The organism is Nesterenkonia aerolata, assembly GCF_031470965.1.
In the GTDB taxonomy this organism is placed as follows: Bacteria; Actinomycetota; Actinomycetes; order Actinomycetales; family Micrococcaceae; genus Nesterenkonia; species Nesterenkonia aerolata.
On the sequence record NZ_JAVKGR010000002.1, the window covers coordinates 270,542 to 285,594 of the forward strand.

13 protein-coding genes are annotated in these 15,053 nt (G+C 67.6%); all 13 read left to right on the plus strand.

The features are described 5' to 3' along the window. Positions 1 to 117: 117 nt before the first annotated feature. On the plus strand, positions 118 to 1,548 hold the full coding sequence (gene mltG / locus RIL96_RS03740) for an endolytic transglycosylase MltG (RefSeq protein WP_310547654.1): 1,431 nt from the start codon (positions 118 to 120) through the stop codon (positions 1,546 to 1,548). Then, positions 1,545 to 2,444 carry a shikimate dehydrogenase gene (locus RIL96_RS03745; protein ID WP_310547655.1) on the plus strand — a complete coding sequence of 300 codons (900 nt, stop codon included), beginning with the start codon at positions 1,545 to 1,547 and terminating at the stop codon, positions 2,442 to 2,444. Before mltG ends, RIL96_RS03745 begins: the two co-directional genes overlap by 4 nt. A 111-nt stretch (positions 2,445 to 2,555) precedes the next feature. Next, a complete protein-coding gene (aroC, locus tag RIL96_RS03750) occupies positions 2,556 to 3,800 on the plus strand; it encodes a chorismate synthase (RefSeq protein ID WP_310547720.1) in 1,245 nt (414 codons plus the stop codon). A 100-nt stretch (positions 3,801 to 3,900) separates the two neighbouring features. Continuing rightward, a complete protein-coding gene (locus RIL96_RS03755; RefSeq protein WP_310547656.1) occupies positions 3,901 to 4,527 on the plus strand; it encodes a shikimate kinase in 627 nt (208 codons plus the stop codon). Further along, positions 4,524 to 5,723 carry a 3-dehydroquinate synthase gene (aroB, locus tag RIL96_RS03760; protein ID WP_310547657.1) on the plus strand — a complete coding sequence of 400 codons (1,200 nt, stop codon included), beginning with the start codon at positions 4,524 to 4,526 and terminating at the stop codon, positions 5,721 to 5,723. Before RIL96_RS03755 ends, aroB begins: the two co-directional genes overlap by 4 nt. Positions 5,724 to 5,899: 176 nt before the next feature. Then, positions 5,900 to 6,463 (plus strand): elongation factor P, encoded by a 564-nt coding sequence (gene efp / locus RIL96_RS03765; protein WP_310547658.1) that lies wholly within the window; start codon positions 5,900 to 5,902, stop codon positions 6,461 to 6,463. A 20-nt stretch (positions 6,464 to 6,483) separates the two neighbouring features. Further along, positions 6,484 to 6,894, plus strand: coding sequence for a transcription antitermination factor NusB (nusB, locus tag RIL96_RS03770; RefSeq protein WP_310547659.1), 411 nt, complete (start codon positions 6,484 to 6,486; stop codon positions 6,892 to 6,894). A 163-nt stretch (positions 6,895 to 7,057) separates the two neighbouring features. Next, positions 7,058 to 7,648, plus strand: a complete 591-nt coding sequence (pyrR, locus tag RIL96_RS03775; protein WP_310547660.1) for a bifunctional pyr operon transcriptional regulator/uracil phosphoribosyltransferase PyrR — start codon at positions 7,058 to 7,060, stop codon at positions 7,646 to 7,648. Next, positions 7,645 to 8,658 (plus strand): aspartate carbamoyltransferase catalytic subunit, encoded by a 1,014-nt coding sequence (locus RIL96_RS03780; protein WP_310547661.1) that lies wholly within the window; start codon positions 7,645 to 7,647, stop codon positions 8,656 to 8,658. Before pyrR ends, RIL96_RS03780 begins: the two co-directional genes overlap by 4 nt. After that, positions 8,655 to 10,004 carry a dihydroorotase gene (locus RIL96_RS03785; protein WP_310547662.1) on the plus strand — a complete coding sequence of 450 codons (1,350 nt, stop codon included), beginning with the start codon at positions 8,655 to 8,657 and terminating at the stop codon, positions 10,002 to 10,004. The genes RIL96_RS03780 and RIL96_RS03785 overlap by 4 nt, the downstream gene beginning before the upstream one ends. Beyond that, positions 10,001 to 10,525, plus strand: coding sequence for a PH-like domain-containing protein (locus tag RIL96_RS03790; protein ID WP_310547663.1), 525 nt, complete (start codon positions 10,001 to 10,003; stop codon positions 10,523 to 10,525). Before RIL96_RS03785 ends, RIL96_RS03790 begins: the two co-directional genes overlap by 4 nt. Positions 10,526 to 10,536: 11 nt before the next feature. Beyond that, the gene (gene carA / locus RIL96_RS03795) at positions 10,537 to 11,757 is read left to right on the plus strand and encodes a glutamine-hydrolyzing carbamoyl-phosphate synthase small subunit (RefSeq protein ID WP_310547721.1); all 1,221 of its coding nucleotides are present in this window, start codon (positions 10,537 to 10,539) and stop codon (positions 11,755 to 11,757) included. Next, the gene (gene carB / locus RIL96_RS03800; RefSeq protein ID WP_310547664.1) at positions 11,750 to 15,043 is read left to right on the plus strand and encodes a carbamoyl-phosphate synthase large subunit; all 3,294 of its coding nucleotides are present in this window, start codon (positions 11,750 to 11,752) and stop codon (positions 15,041 to 15,043) included. Before carA ends, carB begins: the two co-directional genes overlap by 8 nt. Positions 15,044 to 15,053: the final 10 nt, after the last annotated feature.

The window sequence follows — 15,053 nt, forward strand, 5'->3', positions numbered from 1 at the left end:
ATACATTACAATCGACCTCGACGTCCGATGAGGGAGTTCGACAGAACGGACGTCGTGGAGCGAGGGTCTGCGGGCCTGAGCTTTCCGTCCGGCAGTCGAGCACCAGTGAGGATCCGCGTGAGCGATGAGAAGCACCCGGAGGCGCAGCCCGGCTCCGGCGACCGATGGCATGAGGGCGATGAGTCCCCCCATGCCTCGGACCCAGCTCATCCGGTGGAGTCCGCCGGTCCCCTCGAGGAGGAGGCCGGTGTGGATGACCTCCTCTACGAGGACCATCCCGCCCACGATGAGGACTACATCGAGCACGATGAGGACGGCGCGGCGCTGCTGATCTCCTCCTCCACATACGGCCGGGGCTATCAGACGGTCACGCCCATGGAGGGCGGGGCCACTCGGGCGATCCTGCACCGCAGGCGTCGCCGTCGACGTCGCCGCACGCTCGGTGTGGCTGCTGTGCTCGGCGGCCTGGCGCTGATGCTGGTCATCCTCGTCGTGGTGGTGAACTCCCTCTTCGGCGGGATGTTCGGCGGTCCCGAGGACTACGACACCCAGGCCGGTGATGATGTGACCTTCACCGTCGAGGGCGGCGAGGGCTGGGACGCGGTGGCCTCGCGCCTGGAGGATCAGGGCATCATCGCCAGCTCCGAGGCGTTCATCAACGCCATTCAGGAGTCTGAGGACTTGGGAACTCTGCAGTCCGGGGAGTATCAGCTGCGCGAGGAGATGCCGGCCGAGGACGCCCTGGCCGCGATCGTGCCGGACCGTGAGGCCCAGCACTATGTGGCGATCAACGTCGGCAGTCGGCTCGACGCCGCCCTGGAGAACATCTCCGAGGCCACCGGCATCGATCAGCAGGAGCTCGACGACGCCGCCGAGGACCCCACCCAGTACGGTCTGCCCGAGGAGGCACTGAGCCTGGAGGGCTTCCTCGCCGCCGGTGAGTACCGCTTCGATCTCGAGGCCGAGCCTGAGGACATCCTCCAAGAGATGGTGGATCGGACCTTCGAGCGCCTCGAGGACGACGGCGTGACGGAGACTGACGAGCAGTTCGAGCGGATCATCATCGCCTCGCTGCTCACCGCCGAGGCGCTGCCGGACGACTACCGGACCGTCGCCGGGATCATTGAGAACCGGCTGAACCCGGAGAACGACGAGACCGACGGGCTGCTGCAGATCGACGCGACCGTGATCTACGGGCTGGGCCAGCAGAGCCTGCAGTTCACCGAGGAAGAGCGTCAGGACGCGGATAACGAGTTCAACACCTACGTCCACGCCGGGCTGCCTCCCGGTCCTATCGAGGCGCCGGCCTCCGAGGCGATCGACGCGGCGGCTGACCCCGAGGACAACGACTACTACTACTGGCTCACCGTGAACATCGAGACCGGTGAGACGAAGTTCGCCGAGGACTACGCCGAACACCAGGTCTACTGGCAGGAGTTCCGCGACTACTGCGCCGACAACCCGGACATCTGCTCCGGAGACGCCGCAGATCAGGCTCCCGACGTCGGTGAGGATGAAGAAGGCGGAGAGGACGAGAGCGAGGAATGAGCCGCCCGGACCTTCGGGCGGCGGTGTGGGGCAGTCCCATCGGCCACTCCCGTTCTCCTCAGCTGCACCGTGCGGCCTATGAGTTTCTCGGCCTTGAAGTCGACTATCGCCGGTACGAGGCGCAGCCTCAGGACATCGACGCAGTGCTCAGCGCACTCGATGCTGAACCGGGGCGATGGCTCGGCTTCTCCGTGACCATGCCGTTGAAGGCGGAGTTCGCCCGGAGGGTGGCGCGACCTTCAGATCGTGTCCAGCGGCTCGGAGCGCTCAACACCGTCGTCTTCGACGCCGAAGGCCGCCCCGACCCTGCCGCGGCAGCCGGGGAGAACACCGACGTCGAGGGCATCATCCGCGCCCTCCGGGAGGCAGATGACCTCTCAGCTCCGCACCGGATGGGGCTGATCGGTGCCGGGGCCACAGCGGCCGCCGGCCTTGAGGCCGCCCGCCAGATGGGCTGCGCCGCCGTCACGGTCTACGCCCGCACGGCCTCCCGCGCGGCACCTCTGCAGGATCTCGCCCGTACCTCAGGCATCGAGCTGGAGGTCCGTGACCTCACTGAGGTCACCACGGACCTGGGGCATCACCGTCTGGACGCCGTAGTCTCCACCCTTCCTCCCGGAGCTGCCGACGGGGTGGCCGCACAGATCCATGAGCTCGCCGCTGGTCTGCCGCTGCTCGATGTGGCCTACGACCCCTGGCCCTCTGCTCTGGCTCTGTCCTGGGAAGAGGCAGGGGGGCAGGTGGTGAACGGGCTGACCATGCTGCTGCACCAGGCGGTGGAGCAGGTGCGCCTGTTCACCCGGTCCACCGAACGCCCGGCAGAGTCTCTCAGCGAGGACGAGCACACCGCGATGGTGGATGCCATGCGTGCTGCCATCGGGCTGTCGCGCTGCTAAGCGGGAGCCTGATGGAGTCCGAGCTGGAGCCCGAGTGAGGTCCTGTGTGAGAGCCTGAGCGCTGAGGCTTCGAAGCGCGTGTGCTGTGCCCTGCGTGGCATGATGGTAGCCATGTTGCGCTGGCTCACCTCCGGAGAATCCCACGGCCGCAGTCTCGTCGGCATCCTCGAAGGCCTCCCTGCGGGGGTTCCGCTGACCACTGCGGCGGTCCAGTCGCGGTTGGCGCGGCGTCGTCTCGGCTATGGCCGCGGGGCCCGGATGAAGTTCGAGCAGGACCAGGTGACCCTGATCGGTGGTGTGCGTCACGGCCGGACCATCGGTGCTCCGCTGGCAGTGGAGATCGGCAACACCGAATGGCCGAAGTGGGAGAAGGTCATGTCACCGGACCCGGTGGACCCGGCAGAGTTGGAGGGACTGGCCCGCAACGCGCCGCTGACCCGGCCTCGGCCGGGCCACGCCGACTACACCGGGATGCAGAAGTACTGCTTCTCCGAAGCGCGTCCCGTGCTGGAACGCGCCTCGGCCCGAGAGACGGCGACCCGGGTGGCGTTGGGGACGGCGGCTCAGGCCTTCTTGGACGAACTGGGCATCGGCACGGTCTCGCATACCGTGGCCGTGGGCACCGTGGCGGTGCCCGACACCGCTGCTGTGCCGGGTGTCGAGGAGATCGACCGGCTCGATGCTGACCCGCTGCGCTGTGCTGATGTGCAGACCTCGGAGAGGATGCGCGCGGCCGTCGATGAGGCCCATAAGGCAGGGGAGACCCTGGGCGGCGTCGTCGAAGTCGTCGTCGAGGGCCTGCCCCCGGGGTTGGGCTCCTACGTCCACTGGGACCGACGGCTGGACTCTCGGCTGGCCGGGGCGCTGATGGGGATCCAGGCGATCAAAGGCGTCGAGGTCGGCGATGGGTTCCGCACCGCCGGTCGGCCCGGCTCTGAGGCCCATGATGAGATCGTCCGCGACGGCGACGGTATCCGCCGCGTGACCGATCGCGCCGGTGGGATCGAAGGCGGGATGAGCATCGGCTCCGTGCTGAGGGTCCGGGCTGCGATGAAGCCCATCGCCACGGTGCCCCGTGCGCTGCGCACTGTGGACACCTCCACCGGGGAGGAGACCACTGCGCATCATCAGCGCTCCGACGTCTGTGCGGTGCCAGCGGCAGGAGTGGTGGCTGAGGCGATGGTCTCGTTGGTGATCGCCGATGCCGTGCTCGAGAAGTTCGGCGGAGACAGTGTGGATCAGGTGCGCCGACACCTCGAGGTCTACCGGGCCGGACTGCCGGCACTCGGTGCGGCACAGGGACCGGCCGGTGGAGACGGCGATCCTGTGCAGGCACCGGCCGGTTTCGACTCCTGAGCCCAGGTGTTCGCGACGTTGAGCCAGACGTGAGCAAGATTTGGGCCAGACGCGAGCCGGACGTGAGCAAGACTTGGGCCAGACCACGGAAGGACTGACCATGGACGAGGAAGCCAGACGCATCGACGCGGTACCGGGGCCCGAACACGAGGCCGACGACGACGGCTTCGAAGGTCGCAACATCGTGCTCATCGGCCCGATGGGCTCGGGGAAATCCACGGTGGGATCAGCGCTGGCCCGCCGTTTGGGCCGTCCTCACGTCGACAGCGACCAGTTCTTCGTCGCCCGGCACGGCGCCATCCCGGAGTATTTCCTTGCCCACGGGGAGGCGGCCTTCCGAGCCGAGGAGGAACGCGTCGTCGCCGATCTCCTCGACTCTCCGCGCCCCTCTGTGGTGAGTCTCGGCGGTGGGGCGGTGCTCTCTGCGGCGACTCGTGGGCTGCTGCGCGGGCACCTGGTGGTGATGTTGGACATGTCTTTGGAGCAGGCGCATCGTCGGATCGGCGACGGCAGCACCCGCCCGGTGCTCGGGGAGCATCCCATGCAGCGTTGGGCCGAGGTCTATGCCGAGCGCGAGCCTCTCTACCGCGGTGCCGCCGACGTCGTCATCGACTCTGCCGATGCGACCGTGCCGCAGCGAGCAGTTACCATCGTGGAGGCGCTGCGTGTGCACCTGCGCACGGCGACGCCTCCGACCAGACCCCATCAGGAAGCATCAGAGCTATGAGCCATCAGGCGGCAGAAGAACCTTCCCCCGAGGGGGCGCCGACTCCATCGAGTCAGCAGGCGGCCGCGGTTTCGGAGCCGACCCGTCTCACCGTGGGCACCGGCACCGGCGAAGGCGGCGAACAGCTGGGCTATGACGTGCTGGTGGGCAACGGCCTGCTGGCCCGCCTGCCGGAGATGATCGGCCCCCGCGCGGAACGTGTCCTGGTGATCCACCCCCGGGCGCTGCGGGCCACCGGTGACGTGGTGCGCGAAGACCTCGAAAATGCCGGCTACCGTGCGGTGGTCGCTGAGATCCCGGACGCCGAAGAGGGCAAGCACATCCAGGTGGCGGCCTTCTGCTGGCAGGTGTTGGGGCAGAACGGCTTCACCCGCAGTGACGCAGTGGTCTCCGTTGGCGGCGGTGCGGTCACCGACGCCGCCGGCTTCGTCGCCGCCACCTGGCTGCGCGGAGTGCGTGTGGTGCATATGCCCACCACGCTGCTGGGCATGGTCGATGCCGCGGTCGGCGGGAAGACGGGGATCAACACCGCCGAAGGCAAGAACCTCGTCGGGGCCTTCCATCAGCCTACCGGTGTGCTGGCCGATCTGGACACGCTGCTCACTCTGCCGCGCAATGAGCTGGTCGCCGGACTTGCCGAAGTCGTGAAATGCGGGTTCATCGCCGATGAGCGCATCCTGGAGATCATCGAGGAGGCGCCGGACCAGGCCCAGAACCCGCATTCACCGCGGCTGCGCGAACTCATCGAGCGGGCCATCGCGGTGAAGGCTCGGGTCGTCAGCGGTGATCCGCAGGAATCGGGTGCCCGGGAGGCGCTGAACTACGGCCATACCCTGGCCCACGCCATCGAATTGGCCGAACGCTACCAGTGGCGCCACGGCGCAGCCGTCTCCGTGGGGATGGTATTCGCCGCCGAACTGGCACGCAGCATGGGCCGCCTCGACGACGCGACCGCGGACCGCCACCTGATGATCCTCTCGGCGCTCGGGTTGCCGACCACCTACCGCGACGACCGCTGGAACCAGCTCTTGGAGGGCATCCGCCGGGATAAGAAGAACCGCGGGGATCAGCTGCGCTTCGTCCTGCTCTCCGGTCTCGGGCAGCCCACCACAGTGGAGATCCCCGACGCCTCGATCCTCTATGCCACCTACCAGGAGATCGCGGCGGCACCGGAGACCGGCGCCATCCAGCTCTGAGTCCGCTGGCCCCGCAGAGCCGGTGTTGCGCAGAGCCGGTGCCGCAGAGAGCTGGTGCCGTACAGAGCTGGTACCGTGCAGAGCTTGTGCCGCACAGACGGTAGACTAGGCCGTCGGCGCGGGGCCTGAGGCACCCGCATCACCGCATTGAGACCGCACGACGAAGGACGCAGCCTGTGGCCACCTCGAACGACATCAAGAACGGATCGGTCCTGAAACTGGAGGGCCAGCTCTGGAACACCCTGGAGTTCCAGCACGTCAAGCCCGGTAAGGGCGGAGCGTTCATCCGCACCAAGCTGCGCAATCTGACCTCCGGCAAGGTGGTCGACAAGACCTTCAATGCCGGGGCGAAGGTGGAGCTGGCCACTGTGGACCGTTCCAACTACCAGTTCCTCTACACCGACGGCGACGACTTCGTCTTCATGGACCTGCGCGACTACGACCAGATCACCGTGCCCGGCGCCGTCGTCGGCGATGCCGCGAACTTCCTGCTGGAGAGCAACGAGGTCTCCATCGCGCTGCATGAGGGTACCCCGCTGTACTTGGAGATGCAGCCGTCAGTGGTGCTGGAGATCACCTACACAGAGCCCGGCCTGCAGGGCGACCGGTCATCGGCCGGGACCAAGCCCGCTACGCTGGAGACCGGCCATGAGATCCAGGTGCCGCTGTTCGTCGAGCAGGGCACCAAAGTCAAGGTGGACACCCGCTCCTCTGAGTATCTCGGCCGCGTCACCGACTGAGCTGGGAGAGACGAGAACACGTGGCCAGACTCAGCAAAGCACGCGGCCGTGCCCTGGAGATCCTCTTCGAGGCCGAGCAGCGTGACGCCGACCCTCTCGACGTGCTTCGGCTGCGGCGTGAACGCGCCGAACTCGTCGTCGACGACTATGTCCTCGACATCCTGCGCGGTGTGACGGCGCACCGCGAGGAGATCGACGAGCTGCTGGAGACTTACGCGCGCGGGTGGACCCTGGCCCGGATGCCGCGGGTGGATCTGATGGCGCTGCGGATCGGCGCCTGGGAGCTGCTGCACAACGATGACGTCCCCGACGCCGTCGCCGTCGCCGAGGCGGTGGCCCTGGTGCGCCGGATGTCCACGGAGGAGTCCCCGGTCTTCGTCAACGGTCTGCTGGGGCGGCTCCAGAAGCTCAAGCCCACGCTGACCGACTGAGATGGTTAGGCTGAGGCCGCTAAACTGAGACGTCTAGACTGAGACCGCTAAACTCAGGGTGGCGGATGCTCAGCCCTGCCGAGGCCATCTTCGGCTCATGGCATCGCGCTTGTTCATACGTTCTCCTTTTAACATCGTCCTGTGAGGCGAGGAAGGGGGCCCGATGGCGACAGGATCGCCTCAGACCTCGACGGTCATGTCAGCTGCTGATATAGACCGTGCGCTCACGCGCATCGCCCATGAGCTCGTCGAGGCTCAGCGCGGCGTCGATGAACTCATCCTGCTGGGCATCCCCAGCCGCGGGGTACCCCTCGCCCAGGCCCTCAGCGAACGGCTCAGCCGCATCGACCCCGCCTTCGACCCCGACTCCTGCCTGGGCTCGCTGGACATCACGATGTACCGGGACGATCTGGGCAGCCGCGCCGCCCGAGTGCCGGAGCCCACGCGGGTGCCGGCACGCGGCGTGGACGACGCCGTCGTGGTGCTCGTCGATGACGTCCTGTACTCCGGGCGGACAGTGCGTGCCGCCCTCGACGCCCTCTCCGACCTCGGACGTCCCCGGGCGGTGCGCTTGGCCGTCTTGGTCGACCGCGGCCACCGCGAGCTGCCGATTCGCGCCGATCACGTGGGGAAGAACCTGCCCACCTCGCGCAGCGAACGCGTCACAGTGCGGCTGAGCGCCGTCGACGGCGTCGCCGAGGCGGAACAGTCCGTGGTCATCGATCGGGCTGCGGCTGCGGAGGAGGACTCATGAGGCACCTGCTCTCCACTGCGGAGCTCTCCCGCAGCGAGGCCTTACAGATCCTCGACACCGCAGAAGAGATGTCCGCAGTCTCCGGCCGCCAGGTCAAGAAGCTGCCCACCCTGCGCGGACGCACGGTGGTCAACCTGTTCTACGAGGACTCCACCCGCACCCGCATCTCCTTCGAAGCCGCGGCCAAGCGACTCTCGGCCGATGTGATGAACTTTGCCGCCAAGGGCTCCTCCGTCTCCAAGGGCGAATCGCTGAAGGACACTGTGCAGACCTTGGAGGCCATCGGCGCCGATGCGGTGGTCATGCGGCACTGGGCCTCCGGTGCCGCCTCCCGGCTCGCCGCCTCCGGGTGGACCGACTGCGCAGTGATCAACGCCGGCGACGGCACCCATGAACACCCCACTCAGGCGCTGCTCGATGCCCTCACCCTGCGCCGGTCTGTGGCGCAGCGCGAGGGACGCGATGCCCGCGGACTGGATCTGACCGGCCTGCGGCTGCTCATCGTCGGTGACATCCTGCATTCGAGGGTGGCCCGCTCCAATGTGTGGCTGCTGACCGCTCTCGGCGCGCAGGTCGGCCTCGTCGCCCCGCCGACGCTGCTGCCGCACACTGTCGAGACCTGGCCGGTCCAGGTCCATTACGACTTCGATGAGGCCCTGGCCACCGGTCCCGATGCGGTGATGATGCTGCGGGTGCAGGCTGAACGCATGGGCGGGGCGTTCTTCCCCTCCGCGGCCGAGTACACCCGCCGCTGGGGGCTCACCGATGAGCGGCTGGCCAGCTATCTGCGGCAGGTCGGTGCACCGACGATCCTGCACCCCGGGCCGATGAACCGCGGAGTGGAGATCTCCTCGGCTGCGGCCGATTCGCCGCACACCCGCGCCTTGGATCAGGTGGCCCACGGTGTGTCGGTCAGGATGGCGGTGCTGCACCTGCTGCTCAGCGGCGCACCCGATTCGCCGCCGCACCATCTGCGTGATTCTGCATCGACTGAGGGGAGTCCCCGATGACACGTCAGCCCATTCTCATCACCGGTGCCGCGCCCTACGGGGAAGAGACGCAGGACGTGCTCCTCGCCGAGGGACGGGTCCTTGCCGTCGGTGAGGAGGCCGCCGGCCGTGCCGAGCAGTATGAGGCGGCCAGAGAAGATCCTCTGCGCATCGACGGCACCGGCTGTGTGCTGCTGCCGGGCCTGGTGGATATGCACACCCACCTGCGCGAGCCCGGGCGCGAGGATGCTGAGACGGTGGAGACCGGCAGCAGGGCCGCCGCCCGTGGCGGATTCACCGCTGTCCACGCGATGGCAAACTCCTCGCCGACGGCTGATTCGGCCGGAGTCGTCGAGCAGGTCCACCGGCTGGGCCTGGAGTCCGGGTGGACCGAGGTCTACCCCGTCGGTGCGGTGACCGTCGGGCTGGCCGGAGAAGAGCTCGCCGAGTTGGGCGCGATGGCGGAGTCCTCCGCGCAGGTGCGGATGTTCTCCGATGACGGGATGTGCGTACACAACCCGGTGCTGATGCGCCGGGCCCTGGAGTATGTCAAAGCCTTCGACGGGATCGTCGCCCAGCACGCGCAGGAGCCCCTGCTCACTGAGGGCGCACAGATGAACGAAGGCGCGGTCTCCGCGGTGCTCGGTCTCCCGGGATGGCCAGCGGTGGCCGAGGAGGCGATCATCGCCCGTGATGTCCTGCTCGCTGAGCACGTCGGCTCGCGGCTGCACATCTGTCACGTCTCCACCCGGGGATCGGTGGACATCATCCGCTGGGCCAAGCAGCGCGGCGTCGAGGTCACCGCCGAAGTCACACCGCACCACCTGCTGCTCACCGATGAGCTGGTGCGCAGCTACGATCCGGTCTATAAGGTCAACCCGCCGCTGCGCACCGATCAGGACGTCCATGCCCTGCGTGAGGCGTTGGCCGACGGCACGATCGACGTGATCGGCACTGACCATGCACCCCACCCTGTGGAGGCCAAAGAGTGCGAGTGGTCGCGCGCGGCGATGGGGATGACCGGACTGGAGACCGCATTGTCAGTGGTCCAGCACACGATGGTCGAGACCGGTCTGATCGACTGGCGACGGGTGGCGGAGGTCACCTCTGAGCGCCCGGCAGAGATCTGCCGGCATCATCACCAGGGACGGCCCATCGCCGCGGGCGAACCCGCTCACCTGGTGCTGGTGGACCCGCAGGTGCGCCGCATCGTCGACCCCGATACCCACGCTTCCAAAGGTCGCAATTCCCCGTTCGCCGGCACAGAGCTGCCCGGCGCGGTGCGGGCCACCATCCTCGATGGCCAGGCCGTCGTCCTCGATGGAGAGCTGCGTGAATCGCTGACCGGCAGAACGGCGGTGCGATGACAGAACAGACCCAGACGTATCTGACCTACCTGTGGGTGGCCCTGGCGATCATCCTGCTGGCCGGGCTGCTGCTGTGGTGGGGGTGGCGCGGACGCCGCCGTCGGCAGTCCGCGATCCCGGCGCCGCAAGAGATCCCCGCACCGCTGCTGGATCAGGAACCGCTCGTCGGGGCGGAGGGGATGGTCGTCGGCACAGTGCACGCCGGTGATCACCTGGATCGGGTGGCCGTCCACGGGCTCGGGCTGCGCAGCCACGGGCGCCTGGAAGTGCACACGCAGGGGGTGGCGGTGCTGCGCGCCGGTGCGGAGAACTACCTCATTCCTGTTCAGAGCCTGACCCACGTGCGCACCGACCGCGGTGTGGTGGGCAAATTCGTGGAGTCTGACGGTGTGGTCATCATCGGATGGCGCCTCGGTCAGACCGAGGTGGAGACCGCGTTCAGGCCCCGCTACGCCCGTTCTCATCAGCCGCTGCTGGAGCAGCTGGAGACTCTCATCGACCAGGAGGCGAGTACGCCGTGAAGGAGACTGTGATCAGTCCGGAGAAGCCCAGTGCAGACACGACCACCCCAGAGAGCCCGGCCCTGCTGATCCTCGAGGACGGCACCGTCCATGAGGGGCTGGCCTATGGCGCGCTCGGCGCGCGGCTGGGGGAGGCTGTCTTCTCCACCGGGATGACCGGATACCAGGAGACCCTGACCGACCCCTCCTACGCCCGGCAGATCGTGGTGCAGACGGCACCGCATATCGGCAACACCGGCGTCAACGACGACGACCCGGAGTCCCGGCGGATCTGGGTGGCCGGCTACGTGGTCCGCGATGCCGCCCGCCGCCCCTCGAACTGGCGCGCGGTCCGCAGCCTGGATGAGGAGCTCATCGCCCAGGACATCGTCGGCATCCGGGAGGTCGACACCCGTGCGATCACCCGGGCCCTGCGCACCGGCGGGTCCATGAAGGCCGGGATCTTCTCGGGAGCCGAGGCTCAACGCCCGCTCGCGGAGCTGGTGGCAGAAGTCCGCCAGCAGCCCTCGATGAAGGGAGCGAGTCTGGCTGAGGAGGTCAGCACTACAGAGCCCTATGTCATCGAGCCGGGCGATCACGGCTGGCACGCCGCCCCGGTGGGGGAGATCGCCGCCATCGACCTCGGGATCAAGACGATGACGCCGGTGCGGATGGCCGAACGGGGTCTGCGAGTCCATGTGCTGCCCGCCAGCACAGGCTTCGAAGAGATCCGTCGACTCGCCCCGGACGGGGTGTTCCTCTCCAACGGTCCCGGTGACCCGGCGACCGCCGCCTCTCAGGTCGCTCTGCTGCGCGAGGTCCTCGACACCGGCATACCGTTCTTCGGCATCTGCTTCGGCAACCAGATCCTCGGCCGCGCCCTGGGCTTCGACACGTATAAGCTGCCCTTCGGCCACCGGGGGATCAACCAGCCGGTGATGGACCATGCCACCGGCACGGTGGAGATCACCTCACAGAACCACGGGTTCGCCGTCGACGCTCCGGTGGGGGAGACGGTGACCGCACCTGAGTCGCGCTTCGGACGGGTCCAGGTCAGCCACTCCAGCCTCAACGACGGTGTCGTCGAGGGTCTGCGGTGCCTCGATATTCCGGCCTTCTCCGTGCAATACCACCCGGAGGCCGCCGCCGGACCTCACGATTCCGCGTATCTCTTCGACCGTTTCGTCGATATGATCACGGCCGGCTCCGCACCGGCCGAGACCACCACAGGAGGGACCACCACCGATGCCTAAGCGTTCCGACATCGACTCCGTGCTGGTGATCGGCTCCGGTCCGATCGTCATCGGGCAGGCCGCCGAGTTCGACTACTCCGGCACCCAGGCGCTGCGCGTGCTCAAAGAAGAGGGCATCCGCGTGATCCTGGTCAACTCCAATCCGGCCACGATCATGACCGATCCCGAGTTCGCCGACGCCACCTACGTCGAACCGATCAGCCCCGAGGTGGTGGCGAAGATCATCGAGGCTGAGCGCCCCGATGCCGTGCTGCCCACCCTCGGCGGGCAGACCGCGCTGAACACCGCCATCGCCCTGGACAAGGCCGGGGTGCTGGAGGAGTACGGCGTCGAGCTGATCGGCGCCAACATCGCCGCCATCGAGCTCGGCGAGGACCGGGAGAAGTTCAAAGGGGTGGTGGAACGCTCGGGTGCGGAGTCCGCCCGCTCGCGCATCGTGCACTCGATGGACGAGGCGCTCGAGGCCGCCGAGGATCTGGGGTACCCGCTGGTGGTCCGGCCCTCCTACACCATGGGCGGCCTGGGTTCCGGTATGGCCTATGACGAGGCGGACCTGCACCGGATCGCCGGCGCCGGGCTGCAGTACAGCCCGACCACTGAGGTGCTCCTCGAGGAGTCGATCCTCGGCTGGAAGGAGTACGAACTGGAGATGATGCGCGACGCCAACGACAACGTCGTCGTCGTCTGCTCCATCGAGAACCTGGACCCAGTCGGGGTTCACACCGGTGATTCCATCACCGTGGCACCGGCGCTGACCCTCACCGACCGCGAGTATCAGCGGCTGCGTGACATCTCCATCAACGTGATCCGTGAAGTGGGTGTGGACACCGGTGGCTGCAACATCCAGTTCGCGGTTGACCCGCAGAGCGGCCGTGTGGTGGTCATCGAGATGAACCCGCGGGTCTCGCGGTCCTCGGCGCTGGCCTCGAAGGCCACCGGTTTCGCCATCGCCAAGATCGCCACCAAGCTGGCCGTGGGCTACACCCTGGACGAGATTCCCAACGATATCACCCGGAAGACCCCGGCCAGCTTCGAGCCGACTCTGGACTACGTCGTCGTCAAAGTGCCGCGCTTCGCCTTCGAGAAGTTCCCGGCGGCCGACCCCACGCTGACCACCACGATGAAGTCCGTGGGAGAGGCCATGGCCATCGGACGCAGCTTCACCGAGGCGCTGCAGAAGGCCCAACGCTCCCTGGAACAGCGCGGCAGCGAGTTCTCCTTCGACGTCGCCGACGACGGCGAGCTCAGCGAACTGCTCGAGGCGATGGCCACCCCCACCACTGAGCGGATCCACCAGGTGCAGCGTGCCCTGCTCTCCGGCGCGGACCCGGAGCAGATCTACGCCATCACCGGGATCGACCCGTGGTTCCTCGATCAGATCCAGCTGATCAATGACATCGCCACGGCGGTGCGTGACGCCCCGGAGCTGAGCGTTCCGGTGCTGCGGCGGGCCAAGCGGCACGGCTTCTCCGATGAGCAGATCGGCTCGCTGCGGCATATGTCTGCCGACGTCGTCCGCGGAGTGCGCCACGCCCTGGGCGTGCGGCCGGTGTATAAGACCGTGGACACCTGTGCTGCGGAGTTCGAGGCCTATACGCCGTACCACTACTCGGCCTATGATCGGGAGGATGAGATCGCCGCCCATGACCGGCCCTCGGTGATCATCCTCGGTTCCGGGCCCAACCGGATCGGTCAGGGCATCGAGTTCGACTACTCCTGCGTCCACGCGACTATGGCGCTGCGGGCGGCCGGTTATGACACGGTCATGATCAACTGCAACCCGGAGACGGTCTCCACCGACTACGACATCTCCACCCGGTTGTACTTCGAACCGCTGACTCTCGAAGACGTGCTGGAGGTCATCGCCGCCGAGCAGCGCACCGGGGGAGTCCACGGCGTCTTCGTCCAGCTCGGCGGGCAGACTCCGCTGAAGCTGGCCCAGCAGTTGGCCGATGCCGGTGTACCCATCCTGGGCACCTCGCCGGAGGCGATCGATCACGCCGAGCACCGCGGAGCCTTCGACCAGGTGCTGCGCCGCTCAGGACTCATCGCCCCGAAGAACGGCACTGCGGTGAGCTTCGAGGAGGCCCAGCGGGTGGCCGAGTCCATCGGCTTCCCCGTGCTGGTCCGCCCGTCCTACGTCTTGGGCGGCCGGGGCATGGAGATCGTCTATGACCTCGACGGTCTGCGCCGGTATATCGCCAACGCCACCGAAGTCACCCCTGAGCATCCGGTGCTGGTCGACCGATTCCTCGAAGATGCGATCGAGGTCGACGTCGATGCCCTGTATGACGGCGAGCAGCTCTACATGGGCGGGATCATGGAGCACATCGAGGAGGCCGGGATCCATTCCGGTGACTCGGCCTGCGTGCTGCCGCCGATCACTCTGGGCCCCGATGTGGTCGAGCGCGTCCGTGAGGCCACGGCCGCCATCGCCGAAGGCGTCGGAGTGCGCGGACTGATCAATATCCAGTTCGCTGTGGCCTCCGATGTCCTCTATGTCATCGAGGCGAATCCGCGGGCTTCGCGGACTGTGCCTTTCGTGTCCAAGGCCACCGGTGTCCAATTGGCCAAGGCCGCGGCACTGATCGGCACCGGCGCCTCGATCGCTGCGCTGCGCGCCGGCTCCGGCCATGAGCTCGCCGGAGTTCTGCCGGCCGCCGGCGACGGCTCCCACCTCTCCGCCGAGGCTCCCGTGGCGGTGAAGGAGGCGGTGCTGCCGTTCAGCCGGTTCCGGACGCCTCAGGGCCGTGTGGTCGACTCGCTGCTGGGCCCGGAGATGCGTTCCACCGGTGAGGTGATGGGCATCGACCGGCATTTCGACACCGCCTTCGCGAAGTCTCAGCTGGCCGGCAGCAACCCGCTGCCCACCTCGGGCCGGGTATTCGTCTCCGTGGCGAACCGGGATAAGCGGGCGATCATCATGCCGGTGAAGCGTCTGGCTGACCTCGGCTTCGAGATCATCTCCACCGGCGGGACCGCTGATGTGCTGCGCCGCAATGATGTCGAGACCTCTGTGGTGAGTAAGATCGCCGAGGCTCCGGGGCAGGGGGAGACCATCCTCGACTACGTCGAGTCCGGGCGGATCGATCTGATCATCAACACCCCCTCCGGCGGAGACGCCCGCAGTGACGGCTACGAGATCCGCGCGGCGGCGACGTCGATGGGCACCCCGGTGATCACCACAGTGGCTGAGTTCAATGTGGCGGTGCAGGCCATCGACGCGCTGCGGCAGTTCAGCTGGTCGGTCACCCCGCTGCAGCGCCACGCCCAGCGGCTGGCCTGAGAGTCTGAGA

What these genes read in the sequence shown, in the direction of transcription:
- aroB (WP_310547657.1), top strand. Translation starts at nt 4,524, where the DNA reads ATGAGCCATCAGGCGGCAGAAGAACCTTCCCCCGAGGGGGCGCCGACT.
- RIL96_RS03785 (WP_310547662.1), top strand. Translation starts at nt 8,655, where the DNA reads ATGACACGTCAGCCCATTCTCATCACCGGTGCCGCGCCCTACGGGGAA.
- RIL96_RS03755 (WP_310547656.1), top strand. Translation starts at nt 3,901, where the DNA reads ATGGACGAGGAAGCCAGACGCATCGACGCGGTACCGGGGCCCGAACAC.
- RIL96_RS03745 (WP_310547655.1), top strand. Translation starts at nt 1,545, where the DNA reads ATGAGCCGCCCGGACCTTCGGGCGGCGGTGTGGGGCAGTCCCATCGGC.
- carB (WP_310547664.1), top strand. Translation starts at nt 11,750, where the DNA reads ATGCCTAAGCGTTCCGACATCGACTCCGTGCTGGTGATCGGCTCCGGT.
- pyrR (WP_310547660.1), top strand. Translation starts at nt 7,058, where the DNA reads ATGGCGACAGGATCGCCTCAGACCTCGACGGTCATGTCAGCTGCTGAT.
- RIL96_RS03790 (WP_310547663.1), top strand. Translation starts at nt 10,001, where the DNA reads ATGACAGAACAGACCCAGACGTATCTGACCTACCTGTGGGTGGCCCTG.
- RIL96_RS03780 (WP_310547661.1), top strand. Translation starts at nt 7,645, where the DNA reads ATGAGGCACCTGCTCTCCACTGCGGAGCTCTCCCGCAGCGAGGCCTTA.
- aroC (WP_310547720.1), top strand. Translation starts at nt 2,556, where the DNA reads ATGTTGCGCTGGCTCACCTCCGGAGAATCCCACGGCCGCAGTCTCGTC.